Raw genomic sequence first — 25,169 nt, 5'->3', positions numbered from 1 at the left:
CCAGGAGATGTACCCAAGTATGAAGCGTTCCTATCTGAGTCGCAGTATTGCGGCCACCCTCGCGTTCGCGAGCACTCCCGCCCTGACCCAAAGTTTCCCCGACGAGCCCTTGTTGGAAGAGATTGTGGTCACCGGCATTCGCGCCAGTTTGAATAAAGCCATCAGTATCAAGCGTGACTCCATGCACGTCATGGATTCCATCGTGGCAGAGGACATCGGCAAGCTACCTGACAACAACGTGGTCGAGTCCCTGCAGCGTGTCTCTGGCGTACAGGTCACCGACCGCGGAGCCGGTGAAGCCAATGCGGTCTCCATCCGCGGTTTGACCGATATCAGTACCACCATCAATGGACGGACGGTATTCATCTCTGCCGGCAGGGCAGTGGCCCTGGCCGATATGCCCTCCACACTGGTTTCCCGGGTGGATGTGATCAAGAATCGTGGCGCTGAACATTATGAAAATGGCATTGCGGGCTTGATTGATGTGCACACCTTCCAGCCATTCGACTTCGACGGAGCCCATGTTTCTGTCAGTGCTCGTGGCGTCTATATGGAAGAGTCGGAAAAAACCAACCCCAACATCAGCGCGCTGTTCAGCAACCGGTGGAGCAGTGAGGCCGGTGAGTTTGGTGCGTTGTTGAACGTTTCGTATGCCCGCACAGAGTCTCGCGATCAGTTGGTCACGGCAGGAGCGCAAGTTCCCTTCATGTCCGAAAACCCGGTAGCGCCCTACGTGGCTCTGGAGCGTATCTTTCTCGATCATCCTGACGTGAGTGAGTCTCCTATCTGGGCGTCGGGATTGGAGCAGGGGCTTCCCACCGAGGCGGGTTCTACGCTGAGCATCAATGGCGAGGAGGCGGAGTATTACCTCTCCCGCGATGCCTTTATTCTCAACGACATCACCGGTGATCGTGAACGCCCGGCGGCGAACCTTTCTTTGCAGTTCGCGCCCAACGACAGTTCCGAGTACACCTTCGAGGCGTTTTACAATGGCTATCGCAACGAGGGCTTGAACTCTCAGATGTTCAGCTACGTTGATAGCTGGTGGGCCCTGGGTTCCAGCCCTGAGGAGACCTTCGAGACTTACGAGGGGACCAATATCATCAAATCCCGTACCGTTGGTGCCAACGGGACCTTTGGCAGCGGAGATTACACCAAATCGGAGACTGACAGCTTTCTGTATGCGCTCGGTGGCGACTGGCAGCTGGCCGATGACGTCTACCTTGAATCGGAGGTGGTTTACCAGAAAAGCGAGTACGACACTCATTTTGTGGCCATGCGCAACGATACGGCCCGTTACATGACCAGCGTGAACTTTGATGGTATTCCGGGCATTGAGTTTGCCGATGATCCCGCCACTGAGAGCGTGGACGAGGGCAATCTGGCGGATGCCAGTCAGTACACCATGGGCGTAATGTACGACAACGCCGCGAAAGACCAGGGTTCCGCCGTAACGTTCACCACGGATGGTGAATACTTCCTGGATAACGAAGTGTTCACTCTGGTGAAGTTTGGTGTTCGCTACGACGATCGTGACGCCGAGGAGTTCGGCTATTCGCAAACCGGCGCTTGTGCTCAGCCCAGCCAGTGCAGCTTTGACCTCTATGAAGGCATTGCGCATATTAACAACGACTTTTTCGGTGGCGAAGCCGACGTGCCCCGCTCCTGGATGGTTGCGGACAGTGCCTATATCGCGGATAACCGCTCCGAATTCCTGGGTCTTTATGGGTTGAACCCGGAGCAGACTCTGCGTCAGGAGTTCGCCGTTGAGGAGGCCAATCTGGCCCTTTACGCCAGCTCTGAGTTTGAAACCCGTCTCGCCGGGCTTCGGCTGGATGGTGAAATCGGCCTGCGCTACGTTGATGTCCAGACCGATACCCAGTTTCATGACAGCGTCTCGGGGGACGTGACCGAGGCGACCACGGACACCGATGAGCTGCTGAAAACATTGGCGCTGCGTTATCATCTGCGCCAGGATGTCCTGCTTCGTCTGAGCTACGGTGAAACTCTGCGTATGCCGAACTTCGGGGACCTGAACCCGACCATCACCTACCTGGACGACACCACCAACGTGGGCTATGGCACTGCCACCAGCGGTAACGCCAATCTTCAACCGACCAGCTCCCAGAATATCGACCTGTCTCTGGAGTGGTACATTGGCGACGCCAGCTCGGCGTATCTGACCTGGTTTGAGCGCGATATCGAAGGGTTGGTGGTCAGCTACCGCAGTGTGCTGGAGCGCGACCTTGATGGCTTCGAGGCCGATACCTTCGTTTTGACCCGGCCGGAGAATGCCGGTGAGGGCACGCTCTCAGGTGTGGAAATTGGTTTTAACTACTTCCCCGAAAACCTGACCGGCGCCTGGGATGGGCTGGGGCTGCAAAGCAGCGCCACCTTCCTGGACACCGAGCAAGTTAACCCCGTAGTGGATACTGACGGTGAAATCACCGGCTACACCGAAAGCGATATGTTCGGTGTGTCTGATGAATCCTACAGCGTCACGTTGGCCTACGAGCGCCCGAGCTTTGATACCCGCCTGTCCTACGTCTGGCGCAGTGACTTCCTGTTCACCAATGACTCGGGGCAGTTCGCCAACCCCACCGGCATTTATCGCGATGCGCAGGGGAGTCTGGACTATCAGTTCAGCTACAACGCCACCGATGGCCTGACCTTCACCTTTGATGCCACCAACTTGACGGGTGAGGTGTATCAGAGCCGTTACGGTAATAGCGAGCTGCATACCGCCAGTACCTGGCAGATCAGCCGCACCTTTGCGCTGGGGGCCCGATACACGTTCTGATGAGTGTGTGCTAGAGGCTGGAGCTCGGCTCCGGCGGAATGCGCTTGGCCAACTCTGAAATAGGGGTTGGCCTTTTTTTGGCTTATCAAAAGCATCGCCTTACGGTACCATTTCCCCCTAAATTGACACTGCCTTTTTGCGCCGTTTGGCGCTTCACGAGTTTAGCGCCCTGCGCTCAGGAATTGCACCATGACAGATATTACGACGGCCAAAGGTTCGGTCTCTCATCGGGTATTCGGAACCCTGCCCGACGGGCGGGAGGTTACCCAGTTTTCACTGCGCAACGCCTCCGGTGCTGAAGCGCGCATCATCAACTATGGGGGCATCATCACCCACCTGTTCGTTCCCGATCGGGATGGAGCGATGGCTGATGTCGTGCTGGGCTTCGATGAGTTTGCGCCGTACCTGACGGACTCTCCCTATTTTGGCGCGTTGATTGGTCGCTTCGGCAACCGTCTTGCCGGTGGACGCTTTAAGCTGGACGGTATGACCTATTCTCTGGATCAGAATGACGGTAATAATCACCTGCACGGCGGAGTGGAAGGGTTCGACAAAAAACTCTGGGAAGCCGAGCCAGTAGAAGGTGACCTCGGGGTAGGGCTTCGCCTGAAACTGATCAGTGTTGACGGTGATCAGGGTTACCCCGGCACCCTCTCAGTGGTGGTGGAGTATTGGCTCACGGAGGACAACCAACTGATCACGGATTACACCGCCACAACGGACAAAGCCACGCCGGTCAACCTGACCCAGCATAGTTACTTCAATCTCGCCGGCTCCGGTACCGTGCGGGATCATCAGTTGCAACTGAATGCCCGGCAGTATACCCCGGTCAATGAGGGGCTGATTCCTGAAGGGCCTTTGGAGGCGGTGACCAACAACGCTTTTGATTTTACCCAGCCCAAGGCAATTGGTTCTGATATTGATGCGGATGAGACTCAGCTCAAGCGGGCGAACGGCGGGTACGACCACAACTTCGTGGTCGATGAGCGCGCCAGCGAAGGTGAGAGCTTGGCCGCCAGAGCCATAGAGCCCGTCTCGGGGCGCGTGCTTGAAGTCTGGACCGAGGAGCCTTGCTTTCAGCTGTATAGCGGTAACTTCCTCGATGGTTCGACGGAGGGCAAAGGCGTTCGCCATGTCCGCCACGGCGCCTTCTGCGTCGAGCCGCAGCATTTTCCGGACTCCCCCAACCAGGAGCGCTTTCCCTCCACCATTCTGCGCCCGGGCGAGCGCTACCATACGCGAATGAGTTTTCGCTTCTACACCGACTAAAAACGCCCGCCCCCCCCTCCGCCCGCTAATCAGCGGGCGCTAGAGGCCCTTCCCGCCCCACGGTTTGCACCCGGCAAGTCCTCGGTCTCTCTCGCTACCTGTTCAATCGCCTGCGCCAATGCCCGGATTGGCGGATCATTGGCCCTCGTTGCTGCTTGTCGAAAAAATACAACTTTGAATCGACAATATACAAGACGGCCTCCTTTGTCCGTAATAGTCTACTTGGTAGCAACCAATTTCTAATTCTTAAGGTTGCTGTCGCCTGAAGCCTCGTTTGTGAGTCTCAGGCGATTTCGTGGCACAACGACGTCTGTCAATAATCCAATAATACAATGCTCTGGAGAGACATAACATGACTGTCAAAAAATCCATTTTAAGTAGCACCATTGCGACCTTAATTCTGGCCGGGACACAAGTCTCCGCGCAGTCAACCGCTCAAGACGCGGGGGTCGAAGAGGTGGTGGTCACCGGTATCCGTAGTAGTCTGCAACAGGCCATGGACATCAAACGCAGCTCCGATGCTATCGTGGACTCCATCGCCTCGGAGAGCCTGGGCAAATTTCCCGATACCAATATTGCCGAGTCTCTGCAGCGCATTACCGGCGTTGCCATTGATCGCAGTGGCGGGGAAGGGCAGAGTGTGACGGTGCGAGGTTTTGGCCCGCAATTTAACCCGGTACTGCTCAATGGCCGCCGTATCGTCTCTGATACCGGCAGCCGCGCCTTCAACTTCGATGCCTTGCCCGCCGAACTGGTCTCCCGAGTGGATGTGTACAAAAGCTCGGCCGCTCATTTGCAATCCGGCGGTATCGGTTCCACCATCGTTATGCACACGCCGCGGCCGTTGGATATTGGCAGTTTCAAAGCGGTCGGGTCCGTAAAGGGGCTATATGAAGAGCTCTCCGGTGAGTTGACTCCCGAGCTTTTTGGTATGGTCAGCAACACCTTTGCTGATGATAAGGCCGGGTTCCTGCTATCTGTCACCTACGAGGAACGTGAGAATCGCATTGAACGCTTCTTGACCGACGGCATTTTAACGTCGCCGCGCGACGGCATGGCGTTGATCGCTGATGACCTGGCTGCTCAAGGCTATTCGGCGGACGACCAGTTTTTTATCCCCCAGGTCTTCAATATCAGCCCGATCGATGAACAGCGTGAACGGGTCAACGTCAACTCCACGTTTCAGTATCAGCCCAATGACGATCTGACGCTGACACTGGATGGTATGTACAGCAAATTCGACGTTCAGACCCAGTCCAATACGCTGACCTTTTTCGTGACACCTTCTATCATTACCGATGCCACGTTCGATGAAAACCGAACGGCGGTTGAGTTTACTCAGAACAGCGATGCCGCGACGGACTTTACAATGTCTGAGCGCAGCCGCCCAACCGAGTCCCACGCGCTGGGCTTCAATGCCGACTGGGATCTCGCGCCGGGCTGGAACCTTGCCGTGGATACCAGCTATTCGAAGGCCGAGTCCGGGGGCGCCAGCGGAACCAACGTCGCGGTGATGGGCTTTCGGGATGACGGTTTCACCCTTAGCTACGATGAAAACGGCTTTCCCTCGTACAGCGGCGTGACCGATGCGCAAATCAATAACCCCGACCTGACCCAGGCACACTTTACCATGCGTGGTATTGGGGGTGGCCCCCTCGGCGGCGCCTCCGACATTGAGCACGAACTCTTTGAGCAGCGAGTGGATGTGGAGTGGGAGGCGGACTTCGATCACCTGAAAACCGTTAGCTTCGGTGCGCATTACTCTGACGAGTCCGAAAGCACCACCAACCGCTCTACCGATGACCGGACGCTCTGCCTGTACTGTGGGTATTTCGTCGGTGTGCCGAACGAGCTGATTCAGACCGCCTATGAAGGTGCCGGTTATTTAGACGGTGAAATTTCCGTGCCGGATACGTGGCAGACCGCCAACCTGGATGATCTGATTACCTTCCTGGAATCGCCCGAGGCCGCGGCGGCCCGGGACGAGGCGCTGGGGCTGGACCCGGGCACAACGGCGGCGGCGCTGGAGGAAACCAATGGCTTTGAAATTATTAAAAAGCCGGACTCCACTGAGATCGACGAGCAGGTCACATCGCTCTATGTGAACCTGAACTGGGAGGGACAGTTGGTCGATATGCCCTGGACCATGAATACCGGGCTGCGTTACGTGGATACCGAAACCACGGCTTACGGTATTTCCCGTCCGCTGCAAGATCTGGTGGATAGTGGTGACCCGACGCTGTATCTGTCCGTTCTGGGTGATCCGACCACGGTGGAGCAGACCAATACCTACGATTACCTGCTGCCCAACCTGGATTTCCGGCTCAACATCACGAATGATCTGATTGGGCGCTTTGCGGTATCGCGCACTATGACCCGTCCGCCTTTCGGCGCACTCTCACCCCGGACCATCGTCACCACGACACGGCCTGGAAACCTGCGTGCTTCCAGTGGTAATCCGGACTTGAAGCCTTTTGTGTCAGAGAACCTGGACCTTGCCCTGGAGTGGTACTACCAGGAAAGTGGCTACCTCACTTTGGGTTTCTTCCGTAAAGACGTGGAGAACTTCCTGGTCAGCACGGTGACCAACCGAGCCTTCCCGATTGAAGATTCCGATGACCTGTTCGAAGGCGACCCGGTGTTTGAAGTCAGCCTGCAAGACAACCTGGAGGAGTCGACGGTTGATGGGATTGAAGCGGGGTTCCAGCATACCTTTGATTGGCTCCCGGGGGCATGGAGCGGCTTTGGTTTCACCGCCAATGCCACCTTGGTGGACAGCAACGCCGAGCTGGATCTTAACGACCTGACTCAGACATTTGCGCTGGAAGGTTTGGGCGACTCCTACAACTTTGTTGGCTTTTACGACTACGGCAACTTCGAGGCGCGTCTGGCCTGGAATAGTCGGGACCGCTTCCTGCAGACCGCCGTCGGCTTCGGTGGCGAGCCAACCTACGTGACCGACTACGAGCAGATTGATGCGCGTGTCAGCTACGCTATCAACGACGCGGTGTCAGTTTTCCTCGAAGGGGTCAATATTACCGACGAGAAGTATCAGAAAGTCGGTCGTTACGACAATCACGTGCTATTGCGTGAACAGACAGGGCCGCGCTATACCGTCGGTCTGCGCGCTGAATTCTGACCCCAAAAACCTCAGAAAACAACCGAGGCCGGGTGCGCCCGGCCCATTGATCGGAGTAAAGAAAATGAGACGATCGACACTGAGTCTGACGATAGGCGCGCTGTGCCTGGTGGGCTGCTCAACCTCCGAACCACCCGGAGACGGTAGCGCGATCCTGGAAAGCCCCGATGGCAGTGTTCGGGTGGCTTTGGAACTGACGCCGGCCGGCGAACTTCAATATCAGGTGTTCCACGAGGGCGTAGCGGTGTTGGAGCCCTCGGATCTGGGAATAAGCCTGGAAGACGCTCAGTTCAGTGAAGGACTCAGCTGGTCCAGCATGTCTTCCCCGGAAAAGATCGAAGACCACTACCAGATGCTCCAGGGCAAACAACGGGATATCTACACTGCGGCCAACGAGCAGACCGTGCGGCTCACCAACCCTGATGGAGAAGAAATTACCTTGCGTCTGCGGGCCTTTGATGATGGTGTCGCGTTTCGCTACGAGTTTCCAGAGAACGACGGCGCGCTTCAGCGGTTCGAAAGTGAACGTACCTCGTTTGATTTTCCCAAATCGGCGAAGGCCTGGATGCAACGTATGCAGGTGGTGAATACCGGTTGGGAAAGTACCAATCCCGCTTATGAAGAACACTATGAAATGGCCATTCCGGTCGGTACCGAATCGCCCACCGAGGCCGGCTGGGTGTTTCCCGCGCTGTTCAAAAACGACGCCAACTGGGTGTTGTTGAGTGAAGTCGGAATGCAAAGCAACTTCCACGCCGCCCGCTTACAAACGCAATCGCCCGAGGGCGAGTACCGCGTCGGCGTGCCGATGAAAGGTGAGGTATTCACCGGGGGCGACCGCCTGGCAAACGACACCGGCGCGTTTCATTCGCCCTGGCGGACGATTACCGTTGGCTCCTTGGCTGACATTACCGCCTCCACGATGGGAACCGATCTGGCCGAGCCGGCTGTGATTGAGAATACTGACTTCGTCGAACCCGGTGTGGCCAGTTGGAGCTGGGGCCTGCTCAAAGATGAGTCCATTACCTACGATATCCAAAAGTGGTACATCGACTACGCCGCGGATATGGACTGGGAATATACACTGGTGGATGTGAACTGGGACCAGAACATCGGCTACGAGCGCATGCAGGAGTTGGTGGACTATGCGGCCTCAAAAGACGTGGGCCTGATTCTCTGGTACAACTCCGCCGGAGGCTGGAACACCGCCCCCTATACGCCCCGCAATAAACTGCTCACCCGAGAGTCCCGCCGAGAAGAGTTTGCTCGGTTGCAAGAGATGGGGGTGCGTGGGGTCAAAGTGGATTTCTTTCCCGGCGACGGGCAATCGGCCATTGCGTACTATCGGGACGTACTTCAGGACGCGGCTGATTTTGAGCTGATGGTCAACCACCACGGTTCCACGCTGCCGCGCGGCATCCAGCGTACCTTTCCCAACATGATGACCATGGAGTCCGTACACGGCATGGAAATGGTGACCTTCTTCCAGGAAACCGCGGACAAAGAACCCAGCCATGCGGCCATGCTGCCCTTCGCCCGCAACGTGTTCGACCCCATGGACTATACGCCGACCGCCTTCAATGACCTGCATAACCCGGAAGTGACTCGCAAAAGTCGCAACGGCATGCAACTGGCCATGCCGGTGGTGTTCGTTTCGGGGCAGACCCACATCGTGGAAACCCCGGATGGCATGGCCAAGGTACCGGAGTATGTGAGGGACTTTTTACGGGATCTGCCCGTCGCCTGGGATGAGTCCCGGCTGTTGAGCGGGTATCCGGGAAAACACGCCGTCTTCGCTCGTCGTTCCGGTGACCGTTGGTACATTGCCGGCATCAATGGTGAGTATGAACCCAAGGTCCTGCAGTTGGACTTGTCATTCATCGGTGAGAAGAAGGGCACCTTGATCACCGATGGCGAGGAGCCACGCTCGTTCCAGCGGCGGGCCGTTGAAGCGGGTCCTCTGGAACTGACGCTGCAGCCGGCTGGCGGCTTTGTGGCGGTATTCGAGTAACGCGCTGCTCTTTCTTTTCTTAAGCGTCCGGCCGTTTGGGGCGGGCGCTTTTTTTATGATGAAGCATACAGTGTGGCCAAACAAAATAATCAGGAGGCAGTAAATTGATACGAATCAGTATGGCGATAGTCGCGGTGATACTCCTCGGCGCTTGTGGTTTGATCTCGCCCGGAAAGGACGATAATGCGTTACGCGCGGTGAGCAGCCCGGACCAGTCGATTGTTGTGGCTTTTGCGCTGGATGAAGAGGGGCGGGCAAGCTACGAAGTTAGCCGCAGGGGGAAGCCAGTGCTGGTGACCTCCTCTCTGGGTCTGGCTCTGAATGATCGTGTATTCACTCGCGATTTGAGCATCGTTTCTGTTTCGGATATTGAGCGAGTGAACGATCACTACACGCTGGTGCACGGCAAGCAGGGTGAGATCGATTATCGGGCCAACCAGCGGACGGTCTCGTTGGAAAACGCTCAAGGGCAGCTTTTGAATATCGTATTTCGTGTGTCCGATGACGGGGTGGCCTTTCGCTACGAAGTAGTGGGTCGTTCGTCCGAGGAAAAACAGGTGGTGGAGGAGTCCACTTCATTCCATTTCCCGGATACCGCCAAAGGCTGGTTGCAACCCATGCAGATGGTCAAAACCGGCTGGAAGCGCACCAATCCCGCCTATGAAGAGCATTATGAAATGGGCGTTCCCGTGGGTACACCGTCGCCCTCCGAGGCCGGATGGGTCTTCCCCGCACTGTTTCAGCAAGGTGACAACTGGGCGCTGATTACCGAGGCGGGTATGGATGGACGTTTTCATGCGTCCCGTCTGCAGGCGGAATCGGCTGGTGGTGAATACCACATCGGCTCCCCGGCGAAGGGAGAAACCACGACGGGAGGGGCGCGTCTCGCCCACGGCACGCTGCCACTGCACTCTCCCTGGCGGGTGATCGCCATTGGTGATCTGGCCACGGTGTTCGAGTCGACGCTGGGGACCGATCTCGCAGCGCCGCGTATCGAGATGGACACCGATTTCGTCAAGCCGGGTTTGGCCAGTTGGAGCTGGGCGTTGCTGAAAGACGACTCGATTACCTTCGACGACCAGAAGCGCTTCGTCGACTACGCCGCGGCTATGGGGTGGCGCTATACCCTGGTGGATGCCGCCTGGGACACCAAGATCGGTTACGAGAAAATGCAGGAACTTGTCGATTATGCGGCGAAAAAGGATGTCGAGATACTGCTCTGGTACAACTCCTCCGGTGACTGGAACGACACCGAGCTGACCCCGAAAAGCGAACTGTTGACCCGCGAGAGCCGCCGCCGCGTTTTCGCTCGTCTTGAAAGCATGGGGGTGAGCGGCATCAAAGTGGATTTCTTCCCCGGAGATGGCCAGTCGGTCATTCAGTACTACATCGATATTCTGGAAGATGCGGCGGACTTCAGTCAGCTTGTGAACTTCCATGGCGCCACCCTGCCGCGCGGCCTGCACCGGACCTATCCGCACTTCATGACTGCCGAAGGTGTCCACGGCTTTGAAATGATCAGCTTCATGCAATCCAGCGCTGACCTTGAACCCAGTCATGCCGCCGCGCTCGTATACACGCGCAACGTCTTCGACCCCATGGACTTCACTCCGACCGTCTTCCATGAGATTCCCAATATCGAGCGAAAAACGACCAACGGGTTCCAGCTGGCGCTACCGGTCCTGTTTGTCTCGGGCATTCAGCACATTGCGGAAACCCCTGAAGGCATGGCGACCGTGCCGGATTATGTGCGGGACTTTATGCGAGAGCTGCCCGGTACCTGGGACGAATCCCGCCTGTTATCCGGCTATCCGGGAAAATACGCGGTTTTCGCCCGCCGCTCCGGCGAGCGCTGGTTTATCGGCGGTATCAATGGGGAGGATGAGCCGAAGACCCTGGCGTTGGATCTGTCATTCATCGGTAAGGCCGAGGGCACTTTGATCACCGATGGCGAGGCGCTACGTTCATTCGAGCGTCGGTCCGTTGAGGCCGGGCCGCTGGAGTTGACCCTTCAGCCGGCCGGAGGCTTTGTGGTGGTATTCGACGTCCTCTGAGGTCTTGGCGCTCCAAAGGTCGCCTCGGCATCGATAATGTCTTCAGAGCCGGGGCGGCTTATTGGTAATACAAATTATCATAGTATATTATAGGTGCACCTGAAGGATCGATAATGCCGAATAATTCAGACGACACAGGTGCTTTATGCGTATCACCCCCCGTTTTTTGTTGACCGCGGCGCTCGCGTTTACCGGTCTTTCCAGCCAGGTTTCGGCGATTGAGCTGACCGGCGTGACCAATGCCCACGATCCTTCCGCTATTGTCCGTGAGGGCGATACCTACTTCTATTTCACGACCGGTGCGGGCATCTGGTACAACACGTCGACCAACCTGACCCACTGGGGCAACTCCGACACCGTTTTTACCGCCGCTACGGCCCCCGACTGGATTGACACTCAGGTGCCTGAAAACCTCGGCAATGATTTCTGGGCGCCGGATGTGATCCGCATGGGCGACTATTACTACGTTTACTACTCGGTTTCGAGCTTTGGTTCCCAGCAGTCCGCTATCGGCGTGGTGCGGACCCCGTCGTTGCTTGAACCCGAATGGGAAGATCTCGGCCCGGTTGTGACATCCCAGGAATCAGACGACGACAACAACGACTTTAACGCGATTGATCCGGCGTTGTTTGAGGACGACGACGGGCGGGTCTACATGACTTACGGCTCGTTTTTCGGCGGCATCGCCCTGGTGGAGATCGACCCGCAAACGGGACTGTTGCTGAATCCAGAGACTGAACCCACCCGCATCTACGCTGGCAACTTCGACGACATTGAAGCGCCCTATCTGATTCGGGAAGGGGACTATTATTATCTGTACTTTAACGAGGGCCGCTGTTGCGACGGCCTGAATAGCACCTACGAAATTCGCGTTGCCTGGTCCGAGAACATCGAGGGGCCCTACACCGGCGCCTATACCATTCTGGAAAACGACACGGGTACCCGCCATGTTGGCCCCGGTCACGTGGGCTTGCTGCGTGAAGGCAGTTGCGAGTATGTGTCCACTCACTACTACGACCGCCAGAGCGAAGGTTTTCCGAGAGTGGACATCCTCGCATTGGGTTACGACGCCAGCGGCATGCCCTTCCTGACGCGGGACTTCACGGTGGGCGAGTGTGCCAACCTCAGCGCTGAGGAGCCGGTGGAGGATGCACCCGAGGAAGAAGAGACTCAGGAACCGGAAGAAGAACCAGCGCCCGAACCCGAACCGGCGACGCCCAGTTCGGGCAGCTCGGGTGGCGGTATGGGCAGCCTTGCGTGGTTCGGCCTTCTGCTGTTGATGGGCCTGCGCCGTACCGGTTTGCCAGCTCGCTCTGAATGAATAAGTAACCATATTGACTAAAAACAGTAAGAGGTAGAGCATGAGAAAGTCTTTACAATATTGGTGGCGCAGCGCAGCGGCGGTCACCCTGGCGACGCTTCTGGTGTCCGGTTGCGCGACCCAGAACGATGCCAATAACGATGAGGGTGACGTCACCTCCCGCGACGGCACCTTCACCAACCCGTTGTTTCCCAATGGCGCGGATCCCTGGCTGGAATACTGGGACGGTAACTACTACCTGACCACCACCACCTGGACCGCTGAACTGGTGATGCGTAAGTCGCCCACCCTGGCGGGCCTGGCCGATGCGACCCCGGTCAACATCTGGTCTGATACCGATCCAGTGCGAAACGCCAACTTCTGGGCGTTTGAATTTCACCGTCTGAAAGGTCCTGATGGCTATCGATGGTACGTCATGTACACCGCAGGTGAGGACGGCACCCTGGACCACCAGCACCTGAACGTGCTGGAAAGCGTGGGGGACGACCCCATGGGCCCCTACGAATACAAGGCATCCATCATGCCGGACCAGTGGAATATTGACGGTACGTACTTGAAGCACGACGGCAAGCTGTACCTGCTGTATTCCCAGTGGCACGGTGACGAGCAACTGAACCTGATCACCGAGATGGAAAACCCCTGGACTCTGAAAGAAGGGTCGCCCAAAACCGTGGTCACCCGTCCTGAGCTGGACTGGGAAATCAGTGGCCGCAAGGTGACCGAAGCGGCGCAGATTCTCCAGCGCCACGGGCGGACCTTCCTGATCTACTCGGCCAGCTACTGCAACACGCCCGACTACAAACTGGGCATGCTCGAGCTGGTGGGTGAGAACCCACTCAACGCCGATCACTGGAAACAGTATCCGGAGCCCGTCTTCCAGCGTGGCAATGGCGTTTACGGACCGGGCCACAATGGCTTCTTTCAGTCGCCCGACGGCACCGAAGATTGGCTGGTGTACCACGGCAACTCGTCCGTGGAGCACGGCTGCAGTGCGACCCGTTCACTCCGTGCCCAGAAGTTCACCTGGAACGAAGACGGCACGCCGAACTTTGGCGAACCGGTGCCCGAAGGCGAGCCGGTCCAGCGTCCCTCTGGTGAAAATGGCCCCTTGGTCACCCGTATTCAGGGTCAGCACTACCAAATCGTGAACGCTACCACCGACCTGTGCCTGGACATCGCCACCGCGCCGGAAGACAACCGCACTCGACAGGCGACCTGTAACCCCAACAACGGCCAGTGGGTGCTGGATCCGGTGACCGACGGCTACTTCCGTATCGCCAATAACCATGACAGCAAGTTCCTGGAAGTGGAAAACTGCAGCACCGGGAACAGCGCCCGTGTGCAGCAAGCGGCCTGGCGCAACAATGCTTGTCAGGAGTGGAGCCTGGAAATGGGCGAGGGCGGTCATAGCGTCATTAGTAACCGCGCCACCGGCAAACCGTTGGCGGTGGCCGGTTGCTCCGCCAACGAGAACCAGTCGGTGCTGCAGCAGAGCACAGACAGTGTTTGCAAACAGTGGCGCCTTCAGCCGATGAACGCGGTGGCGATCATCAGCGAGCAGAGCGGTCGGGTGATTAGCGTTGCCGGAGGCGAGAATAACGTTGAGCAGCACGCCTGGAGCTACGGCGACAACCAGAAATGGCACTTCACGCCCACCGATTCTGGCTACTATGAGCTGAGCCCGGCGGGTGCCGACGACCTCTGCCTTGCGGTAACCGATGAAGCAGTTGTTCCCGGGGCGAACCTGGAAGTCGATGAGTGCGGCACTAAAACCAGCCAGTGGGGCCTGAAGTACCTGAACGGCGGCGCTGTGAGTTTGGTGAACCGCTACACCACCGAGGTGGTGGACTTGGCCAACTGCGGCCTAGCCGATGGCACCAACCTGGCCTTGGGGCCGGACCTGGAAAGCAAGTGCCAGCGGTTCCATCTGCGGGCTGCCGACTAACTAGTCAGTCTGGCGGCAAAAGGGTCGAAAAGCCGGAATCGTCCAGGCTTCTCGACCCTTTTGCTCAGCTTTATTAGTAAAGCTGATGAGCAATGGTGTCTTGTGGCTGGCTCTGGTCGGCCATTTCTGCAAATATCGTATGAAGTAGTAAGAAATCCTTCCCATAAAAGTGATGGATGCTGTTGTGCCCTCTCCCTAATACTATTCATCGCCGGCCCGAACCAGATATCCGCTCTCTGCATCAGCGCTTCCCACCTTAAGTGACTCAGAGTTTCGCCTTGAAGCAGGCTCCCTGAAGGAGGAAGGAGCTGTTTGATGGGCAGTCCATTGATAGCAATTACTGGACCTATGCCTGGGCGTTTGTTGTACGTCTTGATCCTCCCCTTGGTTTGGCTAAAAAAGAGCAGATTGTGGTCTAATTTATATTATAAATATGTAAGCATCTGATTTTAAAGGGAAAATAAACATTTTGGCGAGGCCGTTTCAGGGGGCTTATGTGGTCTTTATGGCTTTACTTGGGAGTATTAATGTGACAATATATTAACATAGTATTATTGTCATACATTATAAGATCAATGATACTTCTATCGAATAAGTATCGGTGCCACCGGTACGTGATTATTGAAATAACAAATAACAACCCATAGAGGTACAACCACATGAAGCGTAAAAGCCTAGTGTTTGTCGCGGGCAGCCTGCTGATTTTAGGTGGCTGCGGTGGTAGCGATGACGGCAAGACCTACACCACTTCTCCCGCTTCGGAGGAGCCCACCTATAGCAAACCTTCTCTATCGAGCGAAGTTGAGCTCAATCAGGAGGGGTCGATTGGCTGGCAGGATATCAGCGTTCATGACCCATCGGTCATTGAGGCGAATGGCCAGTATTACATCTTCGGATCTCACTTGGCGGCCGCAGAATCTGAGGATCTGGTTCACTGGGACGTTTTCGCCGAGCTCACCAGAAATGATTTGGTCGATGAGAGCACGCTGTTTGGTCAGAACTACACGGGCGAAATAGCGGAAGGCATCGCCTGGACCGACGGCTATACCGGAAACTGGGCGGCGGATGTGGTCCAGGCTCCGAATGGCAAATACTGGTTCTATTATAACCACTGCGCACAAACCGAAGCCGAAGGTGGTTGCTGGAACCGTTCCTACTTGGGTTTGGCCGAGTCTGACTCCGTCAAGGGGCCTTACGAAAATAAAGGCATATTTCTGCGGAGCGGCTACCGCACGGCGGCTGAGTTCGAAGAGTTTCCACTCGACGATGGCCAAACGACCTGGGACGGGGCGGTTGATCCCAACGTGATTGACCCGACCGCTTTCTACGATAGAGACGACAATCTCTGGATGGTCTACGGCTCTTACTCCGGTGGCATTTTTGTTTTGGCGATGGATGAAACCACCGGCATGCCCGAAGAGGGGCAGGGCTATGGTACCCGTCTTGTCGGTGGTGACTTCAGAGCCATTGAAGGCGCTTTCGTGATGTACAGTCCGGAAAGCGACTATTTCTACCTGTTCTACTCCGTTGCCGGTTTTGCGGCGAACGATGGGTACAACATCCGCATCGCACGCTCCAGAAACCCGCAAGGTCCTTACATGGACCCGGCTGGTAACAATATCGCGGATATAGGCGGTACCCTGGAAATTGGTGGCAAGTTGATGGGGGGCTTTGAGTTTAACAAGGCGCTCGGCGAAGAAGGGGAGTCATGGGGCTACCAGTCTCCCGGCCATAACTCCGCCCTATATGACGAGGAAACCGGGCGTCATATCCTGATTACGCACACCCGCTTCCCTTCGACCTCCACTGATTATCCCGGCAATGCGGAAGCTCATGCGGTTCGTGTGCACGAAATGTTCGTGAACAAGGCCGGCTGGTTGGTTGCGTCGCCGCATCGCTATGTTCCGCTGGAGGGCGAGAATGTTCCTGACGTGGCAGAAATCCCCGGCTACTACAAGTTTATCAACCACGGTATCGAAAGTAATACCAGTGCGATTGATTCGGAGTACGTCACTCTGCATGAGGACCGTTCTGTCACAGGTGCGGATACGGGTTCCTGGTTTCCTCAAGGCGGCGACGCCATTCGCCTGGAGCTGGAGTCCGGCACTTACAACGGTGTCGTGAAGTGGCAGTGGAACGATGCGAAAGGCGAGCTGGTACCAACATTCTCTGCCTTGTCTGCGACGGGTGCGACCGTCTGGGGTAGCCGAGTCGATCCAATTTCAGCGACTGCTGACGTAGTGGCAACTGTGGAAGAGACGCTGAATATCAAGACCGAACTCACCGTCGCCGATGACGGCTATTCTCTGCCGACGATTGGTAGAAGCGGCGCTACCATCTCCTGGGAGAGCAGTAACGAGTATTACATCGGAACGGATGGTTCGGTATTTATCCCAACGCCGGATCGTGGTGATCAATCCGTCATTCTAATGGCGACGATTGAGCTCAATGGTCAGACTACGACTAAAGAGTTCGTCGTAACCCTGGAGGCCCGGCCTGAATTCCAGAATGCCGTGGCGCATTACACCTTTGACGGCCTGATGTCAGACACGCTGGGTGACTATGCCGATGCCCTCACAACCGATAACAATCTCGCCAACGTGAATGCGACGGCGGAGACTTACGGTGAGGGTATCGATGGACAAGCGTATGACTTTAGCGGTGCCAACGGGGTAAGGCTGCCGGACAATATCATTCAGTCCGATGCCTATTCCGTTTCCTTCTGGATGAGGTCCGAAGCGAACACAATTTTTTCACCCGCGTTTTTCGCAGCTGAGACAGGTTCGCGGTGGATTAGCTATATCCCAGGACATGTTCACTTTACTCCCAACTCAACACTTTGGAGCCGGCTAATTGATGTAGAGGACGATGCGTGGATCGCAAATACGACCACCGCTCCTTTGAACGAATGGCAGCACGTGGCAATTACTTATGGCGAAGGCACCATGACCCTTTACATCGACGGTGTGCTGGTAGGAACCATGCCTCGCCCCGATATGTTCGGTGAAACTGGAGGCGATTTCGCACTGGGTGTGAACTACGGCTGGGACACACCGTTTAACGGTCAAATCGACGAGTTTATCGTGTATGACTACGCCTTGAGTGGGCTGGATATTCGTGGCGCCGCCATGAACAACTTGACCAATCCCGCCGATTTTGCAGGTTTCGTAAAAGATGCTCTGGAACTGGGCGACCTATCCGCTGTTCGCGCGAACTTCGAGTTGCCCCGCGTTGGTCCGTTCGTCTCCGGCATCAGTTGGGAGTCAGACAATGAAGCCTTCCTGAATCCTGTGAACGGAACTGCGGTCGTCAACCAGCCTACAGCCCTGGAGGGGGATCAAACAGTCACGCTGACCGCGACCATTACCTACAAAGATGTGACCGACTCGAAAGAGTTTGAGGTGATCGTTAAGTCCATGGCGCCGGCTGAGTATAGTTTCGAGGGCGACCTGGATGAGCTTGCTGGTGCTTACGCTTCTGGATCAGTGACCGGCAACCGTATCGATAACACGGCGAGCAACATTGATTACGTCGATGGTGTGCAAGGTCTCGCGGTCAATCTCAACGGTGCTAACGGTGTGCGGTTGCCTAACAACTTGATCACCAGCAGTAATTATTCGGTATCACTCTGGCTGAAGCCTACCGCGTTTACGGACTACACTACCGCGTTTTTTGCCGGGGCTTCTGCTTCCGCATGGATCAGCCTGGTTCCTTCGATGGTCGACTCCAACACTACGCGACTGTGGGCCAATATGGGCAGCTTCTTTGATGCTGGCGCTCTGGACTATCGTATCCCAGCCAATGAATGGACACACATTGTCATTGTTGCTGAGGGTGATAGCGCAGGCACGCTTAAGATCTACGTCAATGGCGCGCTGGAGCTGGATACTACTGGGCTGCCAAGTGTATTTACCGTGCTTGGTGAAACCAACGAGTTTGCGCTTGGTGTCAACTACTGGGATACGCCGTTTAATGGCGCCATTGATGAGCTGAAAGTATACGCCGAAGCCATCAGTGCCGACACGGTAGGGGAACTGTACCAAGAGGGTGCGAGCGAGTAAGAAGGCTTGGGGGCTATGGCCCCCTCTGCCCGCTAGCCCAATATTTGCCAATGAGCGTATGAACAATAGTTTTGAAAATGCTTCCTGGCAGAAAAGTGAATTTTAATAAAAATTCTGGAGTCGAATAATGTACTCAAAAACAGCTTTGTCCAGTGCAATATTGGCGGCCATACTGGCCCAGTCAGTGTCCGCCCAAGAAACGGAAGAGCCGCTTCTCGAAGAGATTGTGGTAACCGGTATTCGCAGCAGTTTGAATAAGGCGCTTGATATCAAGCGTGACAGCACACAAATTGTAGATGCAATTGTTGCTGAAGATATTGGTAAGTTTCCCGATAACAACGTCATTGAATCCCTCCAGCGCGTCACTGGTGTGCAAACCACTGGTCGCGGAGCGGGAGAGGTAAGTGCCGTGTCTATCCGTGGCCTGTCGGATGTTCATACCACTGTTAACGGTCGTGATGTTTTCACCGGGGCAGGTCGTGCGGTTGCACTTCAAGACATTCCGGCCAGCCTGCTGGCTGGTGTTACGGTTTACAAAACACGTTCAGCGGAGCAGGTTGAGCGCGGTATCGCTGGCTCGATCGACGTTCTCACGCACCGTCCCTTCAACTTTGATGGTTCGAAAGTGGTTGTCGCTGGGCGTGCGATCTATGCCGACCAGGCAAAGGAAGTGGATCCGAATATCAGTGCATTGTTCAGTAACCGCTGGGACCTGGGTGCTGCCGGGGAATTTGGCGCCCTGCTGAATGTTTCCTACGCTGAAACCAACTATCGCGACGATACAATGACGGCCGGCGCAGTCTTCCCGTTCTTTACCGCGGACCCGCACTATCAGTACGCGCCGTATGAAAGAATCCCCAATAATCATTCCGATGGCAGTCCTATCTGGCAGGCCGGTCTGGAACAGGGCATCCCCTATGCGGAGGGTTCCACCCTCAATGTCGGCGGAACAGACGTTGAATACCTGATGATGCGCGATGCGATCTTCGGTACGGCATTTACCGGCAAACGTGAGCGTCCGGCGGCCAGTGTTTCGCTGCAGTGGGCACCGAACGATGAGCTGGAGTTTGTCGGCGAGATGTTTTACACCGGCTACAGAAACTCTTCGCAGAATGCCATGTGGTTCAGTAATACCTTCGAGAACCAGAATGGCAACATCGAAATACCCACCATTTACGATGGCACCAATGTCGTGAAGGAGCATCAGGGTAAGCGAAATGGTGGCTTTCAAAGTGGGGATTATTCCTATGGTGAAACTGACAGCTTCCTTTACGCTCTGGGTGCTACCTGGGAACCGACTGATAGCTTGACCATCAACTCGGAACTGATTTATCAGGACAGCGAGTTCACCACCGACTTCTTCGCAATGCGTTTTGATCGAGTGTCTTACGGTCTTGATGTCGACTACAACGACAACGATGGTGTTCCGAGCTTGACGTTGTGGGACAACCCGGAAACGACGGATGTGGATGAGTCAGACATGGCGGCGGTCGCCAACTGGAATGCCGGAACCATTTATGACAATGGTGGCGGCAACAGCGGTGACGCATCGACCTTCACCGTCGACGCGGATTGGCAATTGGATAACCGCTTTATCAATGCCGTTAAAGTCGGTGGACGTTATGAAGTTCGCACGGCGGAAGAGTTCACGCGCGCGCAGGATGCCGGTGGCAGCCAGCCGCTTCAGGCGTTGATGGATGAGTTGGCTGAGGCGGGAGCGGGTGACGGTTCTGGCTTGGTGTTCACGGTTAACGATTACTTTGATGGGCGAGCGGATATCTTCGACAGTTATATAACGGCCGATGGCTCTTACATGTTGGACAATGCTTCTGCGGTTCGCTCTGCTTATGGGCTGGAGGCAGAGGCAGTTTACAAAACGTTCGACATCGAAGAAACGTCCGCGGCGGCGTATGTCACTGCTGATTTCACCCTTGGGGATCGCGTGAGTGGCGAACTGGGCGCTCGCTACGTCTCTTATGAGCAGGACATGCAGTTCTGGGCAGAGACGGCAGCCCAAACCAACGAGTATGAGTTCAGTGAGGACACCGCCGAAGTCAGCGATGTGCTGCCAAGCGTAGTCGTCAACTGGGATATCACTAACGACGTTGTAGCCCGGCTGGCTTACACGCAAACCCTGCGTATGCCCAACTTTGCCGATTTGAACGCTCTACAGTACTGGCAGGATCCGCTGACGGAAGGTGCTGTATACGGCACAGGTACTGGCGGTAACCCAGACCTGGAGCCGACTGAGTCCACCAACTATGATTTGTCGCTGGAGTGGTACTTTGCCGAAGGTAGTTCGCTCTATGGCGCCGTATTCAAGCGTGAAATTGAAGGGCTGGTGATTCCCGGTCGGACCACCATTGTCAGAACTGGGAATGACGGCGTTGAGCGCCCCTACGTTCTCAGTGCCCCGGTAAACGCGGCGGATGGTGAGCTGTCCGGGGTGGAACTCGGGTTGGTATACTTCCCTGATAACCTGCCAGAGGTTTTGGATGGATTGGGCGTTCAGGCGAGTTATACCGCGCTTGACTCTTCGCAGCAAACGCCCGAGTTCGCTGAAGATGGTAGCGTCAGTGGCTATGTTGACTCAGAGATGAGCGGCGTATCCGACTCTTCTTACAGCGTTGTGCTGGCGTACGACAAAGAGGTGTTTGACGCTCGTCTTTCCTATGTATGGCGTGAAGCCTTCTATACAGGAAACGAGGCAGCCATTTTCGCCAACCCCATCCAGTTCTGGAATCGTCCCGAGCAAAGTCTGGATTTCCAGTTCAGCTATGACGTAACGGACAGTTTGGTGGTTTCTTTCGACGCCACCAACCTGTTGGATGACGTTTACCAGAGCTATTACGGGGAAGGAAATCAGAACCTGTTCAACTTCAGCAATGGTATTTACTCAAGAACCTTTGCGCTTGGAGCCCGCTACTCGTTCTAAATCGAGTAAGTGCAACGGCCCCCGTCCTCGACGGGGGCGCGCCCAAAAAGCCCGGCCTTTGTGCCGGGCTTTTTTGTCAACAGGGGGATGACCCTACACGACGATGGATTTGCGATGAGATGGTTGACGATTTTGGTTATTGTATTATAATACGAGGTATCCAAAGGCAATTCGGAAATTGGGCCGAAGCGCTGGAGCAGCGGTGATCTCCTCTCCCACGAGGTCACCGGGGTTCATTTGGATTCTCCTTAAGGCTTTGAAAGCCGTCGGCGATGACAGGCAGGTCGACGGGTTTCGTGTCTCTCACTCGATGTTGGTTGATATCGAGGTCTCCCTCGCCCTTGTACCGAAAGGTACGAGGGCTTTTTTTACCAGTGGTAATCATTCTCGCCAAAACGTCCTATTGTCTGATAATCCCTTTATTGAACTTTGTTGAGTAACGCGCTACCTTTGCAGGCTTAGATCTCGATACCAATAATTCAAGCTTAACCCCAATACACCTGGATTCACCGTTATGGCCGTATTTGAACGCAATTTTAACCTATCCCAGCGTATGACCCAGGAGCTGGGCAAGGCGATCGTGTGCGGTGTCTACCCCAAGGACGAAAGTCTGCCCACCGAGGCGGAGTTGTGCGAGCAGTTTGGCGTCAGCCGTACTGCCGTGCGCGAAGCGGTGAAAATGCTCTCGGCCAAAGGGTTGATATCCAGCCGCCCGCGCCAGGGCATTCGTATTCTGCCTGAGCAGGAGTGGAACATCTTCGACTCCGACCTGCTGCGCTGGTCCCTGGAAGGCAACCCCTCCCTGCGTGTGCTGCGCGAGTTTCTGCAGATGCGCATCGCCATCGAGCCCGAAGCGGCCTCGCTCGCGGCGCGCTTCGCGGATGATGCCAGTATCCAACGGATCGAGGATGCACTGGAGGGGATGCGTCAGGCCAAGTTCAAACCGGAAGAGGGCTTGCAGGCCGATATTAACTTCCATGTCAGTATTCTTTACGCCAGCCAGAACCGGTTCTATATCCGCCTTCGCGACTTTATCCAGACGGCGCTCAACGTGAGTATTCGCCATACCAATGTGATCAAGGGAGACCAGGACGCGGTGATTGAAGACCACGCCAAGGTCTATCATGCGATCAAAAACCGCAACCCCGATCGGGCCAAGGCGGCCATGCTGCTATTGATTGATGAGGCCCTCACCTTTATCGAAGGGGAGCTGGTTGAGGCGGGCGAAGTCGTACCGGCGCCCACGGCAAGCTGACAAGCCCCGTTCTGGGGCGTTAGTGGCAACTGTGCTAAGATGCGCGCAGTTTGAGAACCCACGAGGCCCCGTGCCATGCACTGTCCTTTCTGCGGCGCTGAAGACACCAAAGTGGTCGACTCCCGACTGGTTGCCGAAGGCGACCAGGTTCGGCGTCGTCGCCAGTGTCTTTCCTGCAACGAGCGTTTTACCACCTATGAAATCGCCGAGCTGGTGATGCCCCGCATCATCAAGCAGGACGGTACCCGCGAACCTTTCGATGAAGCCAAGTTGCGCGCCGGCCTGTTGCGGGCGCTGGAAAAGCGGCCCGTCAGCATTGAGTCCATCGAGTCGGCCATCAATCAGATCAAGCACTTCCTCCAGGCCACTGGTGAGCGCGAAGTGCCTTCGCTGAAAGTGGGCGAAAAGGTGATGGATGAACTGCGCAAGCTCGATGAAGTGGCCTATGTGCGCTTTGCGTCCGTATACCGCCGGTTCAAAGACCTGAACGAATTCCGCCAGGAAATCGATCGGCTCGAGCGGCATGAACCCGACACCCGAACCTCTGACGTTCACGACACCAAGGCAAAGATTTAACCCCATGCCCCTGACGGAGCTGGACAGCCACTACATGGCGCACGCCCTGCGCCTGGCGGAGCGCGGTCGGTATACCACCATGCCCAACCCTCGGGTCGGTTGCGTGTTGGTGCGCGACGGCGAGCAGGTTGCTGAAGGCTGGCATGAGTGGGCAGGCAAGGCCCATGCGGAAATCAACGCGATCAACAACGCCGGTTCCCGGGCGCCGGGGGCAACCGCATACGTCACGCTCGAACCCTGCAACCATACCGGCCGCACCGGCCCCTGCAGTCAGGCGCTGGTGGATGCCGGTATTGCCCGGGTGGTCTATGCCATGGAAGATCCGAACCCGCGGGTGGCCGGTGAGGGGCTGGACACGCTGCGTCGGGCCGGCGTCGAGGTCGAAGGCCCGCTGATGGAAGACGAGGCCCGAGCCCTGAATGCTGGCTTCATTAAGCGCATGGAACGAGGGCTGCCCCTGGTACGCTGCAAGCTGGCCATGAGCCTGGACGGACGTACTGCCATGGCCAGTGGTGAAAGCAAATGGGTAACCTCCCGCCGCTCCCGGGAAGATGTGCAGCGGCTGCGCGCCCGCAGCTGTGCGATTGTCACCGGGGTGGATACGGTACTGATGGACCAGGCGGCACTGACGGTGCGCGCCGCCGAGTTGAAGCTGGATGATGCCGAACGCATTGCCCGGCGCCAGCCGCTGCGAGTGGTGCTGGATTCTCGCGGCCGGATGACGCCCGATGCGCCACTGTTGCAGCATCCAGGGCCGGTATTGCTGGTGCATGGGAGCGAACCGCGACCGCAGGCCTGGCCCGAGCAGGTGGAAACACTGATCCTGCCGGGGCGGGGTGGGCGTATCGACCTGAGGGCGCTGCTGGAAGAGCTGGCCCGACGGGAGTGCAACGACGTGCTGGTCGAGTCCGGCGCGACTCTCGCCGGGGCGTTTCTTGGGCTGGGGCTGCTGGATGAGGCGATCATTTACATGGCGCCGAAGCTGCTGGGTAGCAACGCCCGGCCTCTGTTTCAGTTACCGCTGGATACCATGGCGGCGCAGTTGCCCCTGAAAATTCACGACATTCGTGCCATCGGACAGGACTGGCGCATTACCGCCAGCCCCGACCCGGAAGGCTAGACGAGACAACCACATGTTCACAGGCATTATCGAAGCCAAGGGCCGGGTGGCCCGCCTTGAACCCAAGGGCGGAGACCTTCGGCTGCTGGTTGAAACCGGTGACCTGCCGCTGGCGGACGTGCAGCTGGGCGACTCCATTGCCACCAACGGCGTCTGCCTGACGGTGGTGGATTTGCCGGGCAATGGCTACTGGGCCGACGTCTCCGGCGAGACCCTGGAACATACCACCGTCGGCGACTGGTCGACGGGGCAGGCGGTCAACCTGGAAAAGGCACTGACGCCCACCACCCGCCTGGGCGGCCATATTGTCAGCGGTCACGTCGATGGCGTCGGCGAAGTCGTTGAGCGCCACCGTGATGCCCGCTCGGAGCGCTTCACCATTCGCGCCCCGGACGCGCTGGCAAAATACATCGCGCACAAAGGTTCCATTACGGTGGACGGCACCAGCCTGACCGTCAACAAAGTGGACGGCGCACAGTTTGAGTTGAATATCGTCCCCCATACCCTCAAATGGACCATCATGGACAGCTATCAGCCGGGCACACAGGTCAACCTGGAAGTCGATGTTCTGGCCCGTTACCTGGAGCGGTTATTATTGGGAGACAAGGCGGCGGAAAGCGCGGGGGGCATTACCCTGGACTTTCTGGCCGAGCATGGTTTTACGCGCCGCTGAGTGCAGCGGC

13 protein-coding genes are annotated in these 25,169 nt (G+C 56.6%); all 13 read left to right on the top strand.

Going from position 1 to position 25,169, the window contains the following annotated elements; translation table 11 throughout:
• Positions 1-19 precede the first annotated feature (19 nt).
• On the top strand, positions 20-2,800 hold the full coding sequence (locus G547_RS0111630; RefSeq protein ID WP_245573471.1) for a TonB-dependent receptor: 2,781 nt from the start codon (positions 20-22) through the stop codon (positions 2,798-2,800).
• A 189-nt stretch (positions 2,801-2,989) separates the two neighbouring features.
• Positions 2,990-4,069 carry an aldose epimerase family protein gene (locus G547_RS0111625; protein ID WP_027330006.1) on the top strand — a complete coding sequence of 360 codons (1,080 nt, stop codon included), beginning with the start codon at positions 2,990-2,992 and terminating at the stop codon, positions 4,067-4,069.
• 352 nt (positions 4,070-4,421) lie between these two features.
• Entirely contained in the window at positions 4,422-7,208 is a 2,787-nt protein-coding gene (locus G547_RS0111620) for a TonB-dependent receptor (RefSeq protein WP_036188266.1), read from the top strand.
• A 64-nt stretch (positions 7,209-7,272) separates the two neighbouring features.
• Complete coding sequence (locus tag G547_RS0111615) at positions 7,273-9,219, top strand: glycoside hydrolase family 97 protein (RefSeq protein WP_027330004.1); 1,947 nt, start codon at positions 7,273-7,275, stop codon at positions 9,217-9,219.
• A gap of 104 nt (positions 9,220-9,323) precedes the next feature.
• A complete protein-coding gene (locus G547_RS0111610; protein WP_027330003.1) occupies positions 9,324-11,273 on the top strand; it encodes a glycoside hydrolase family 97 protein in 1,950 nt (649 codons plus the stop codon).
• 145 nt (positions 11,274-11,418) lie between these two features.
• On the top strand, positions 11,419-12,594 hold the full coding sequence (locus tag G547_RS21165) for an arabinan endo-1,5-alpha-L-arabinosidase (RefSeq protein WP_051235315.1): 1,176 nt from the start codon (positions 11,419-11,421) through the stop codon (positions 12,592-12,594).
• Positions 12,595-12,634: 40 nt separating this feature from the next.
• Positions 12,635-14,539 carry a family 43 glycosylhydrolase gene (locus G547_RS0111600; protein WP_027330002.1) on the top strand — a complete coding sequence of 635 codons (1,905 nt, stop codon included), beginning with the start codon at positions 12,635-12,637 and terminating at the stop codon, positions 14,537-14,539.
• Positions 14,540-15,198: 659 nt separating this feature from the next.
• Positions 15,199-18,600 carry a LamG-like jellyroll fold domain-containing protein gene (locus G547_RS0111595; RefSeq protein WP_027330001.1) on the top strand — a complete coding sequence of 1,134 codons (3,402 nt, stop codon included), beginning with the start codon at positions 15,199-15,201 and terminating at the stop codon, positions 18,598-18,600.
• Between the two features lie 127 nt (positions 18,601-18,727).
• Positions 18,728-21,535 (top strand): TonB-dependent receptor, encoded by a 2,808-nt coding sequence (locus tag G547_RS0111590; RefSeq protein ID WP_027330000.1) that lies wholly within the window; start codon positions 18,728-18,730, stop codon positions 21,533-21,535.
• Positions 21,536-22,049: 514 nt separating this feature from the next.
• Positions 22,050-22,790 (top strand): FadR/GntR family transcriptional regulator, encoded by a 741-nt coding sequence (locus G547_RS0111580; RefSeq protein ID WP_027329999.1) that lies wholly within the window; start codon positions 22,050-22,052, stop codon positions 22,788-22,790.
• Between the two features lie 75 nt (positions 22,791-22,865).
• The gene (gene nrdR / locus G547_RS0111575; protein ID WP_027329998.1) at positions 22,866-23,366 is read left to right on the top strand and encodes a transcriptional regulator NrdR; all 501 of its coding nucleotides are present in this window, start codon (positions 22,866-22,868) and stop codon (positions 23,364-23,366) included.
• A gap of 4 nt (positions 23,367-23,370) precedes the next feature.
• A complete protein-coding gene (gene ribD, locus G547_RS0111570) occupies positions 23,371-24,486 on the top strand; it encodes a bifunctional diaminohydroxyphosphoribosylaminopyrimidine deaminase/5-amino-6-(5-phosphoribosylamino)uracil reductase RibD (protein ID WP_027329997.1) in 1,116 nt (371 codons plus the stop codon).
• Between the two features lie 13 nt (positions 24,487-24,499).
• Positions 24,500-25,159, top strand: coding sequence for a riboflavin synthase (locus G547_RS0111565; protein WP_027329996.1), 660 nt, complete (start codon positions 24,500-24,502; stop codon positions 25,157-25,159).
• The last annotated feature ends 10 nt before the right edge of the window (positions 25,160-25,169 follow it).

Source organism: Marinimicrobium agarilyticum DSM 16975, assembly GCF_000423345.1.
Taxonomy (GTDB): domain Bacteria; phylum Pseudomonadota; class Gammaproteobacteria; order Pseudomonadales; family Cellvibrionaceae; genus Marinimicrobium; species Marinimicrobium agarilyticum.
This window is presented reverse-complemented; position numbering and strand designations above follow the sequence as displayed.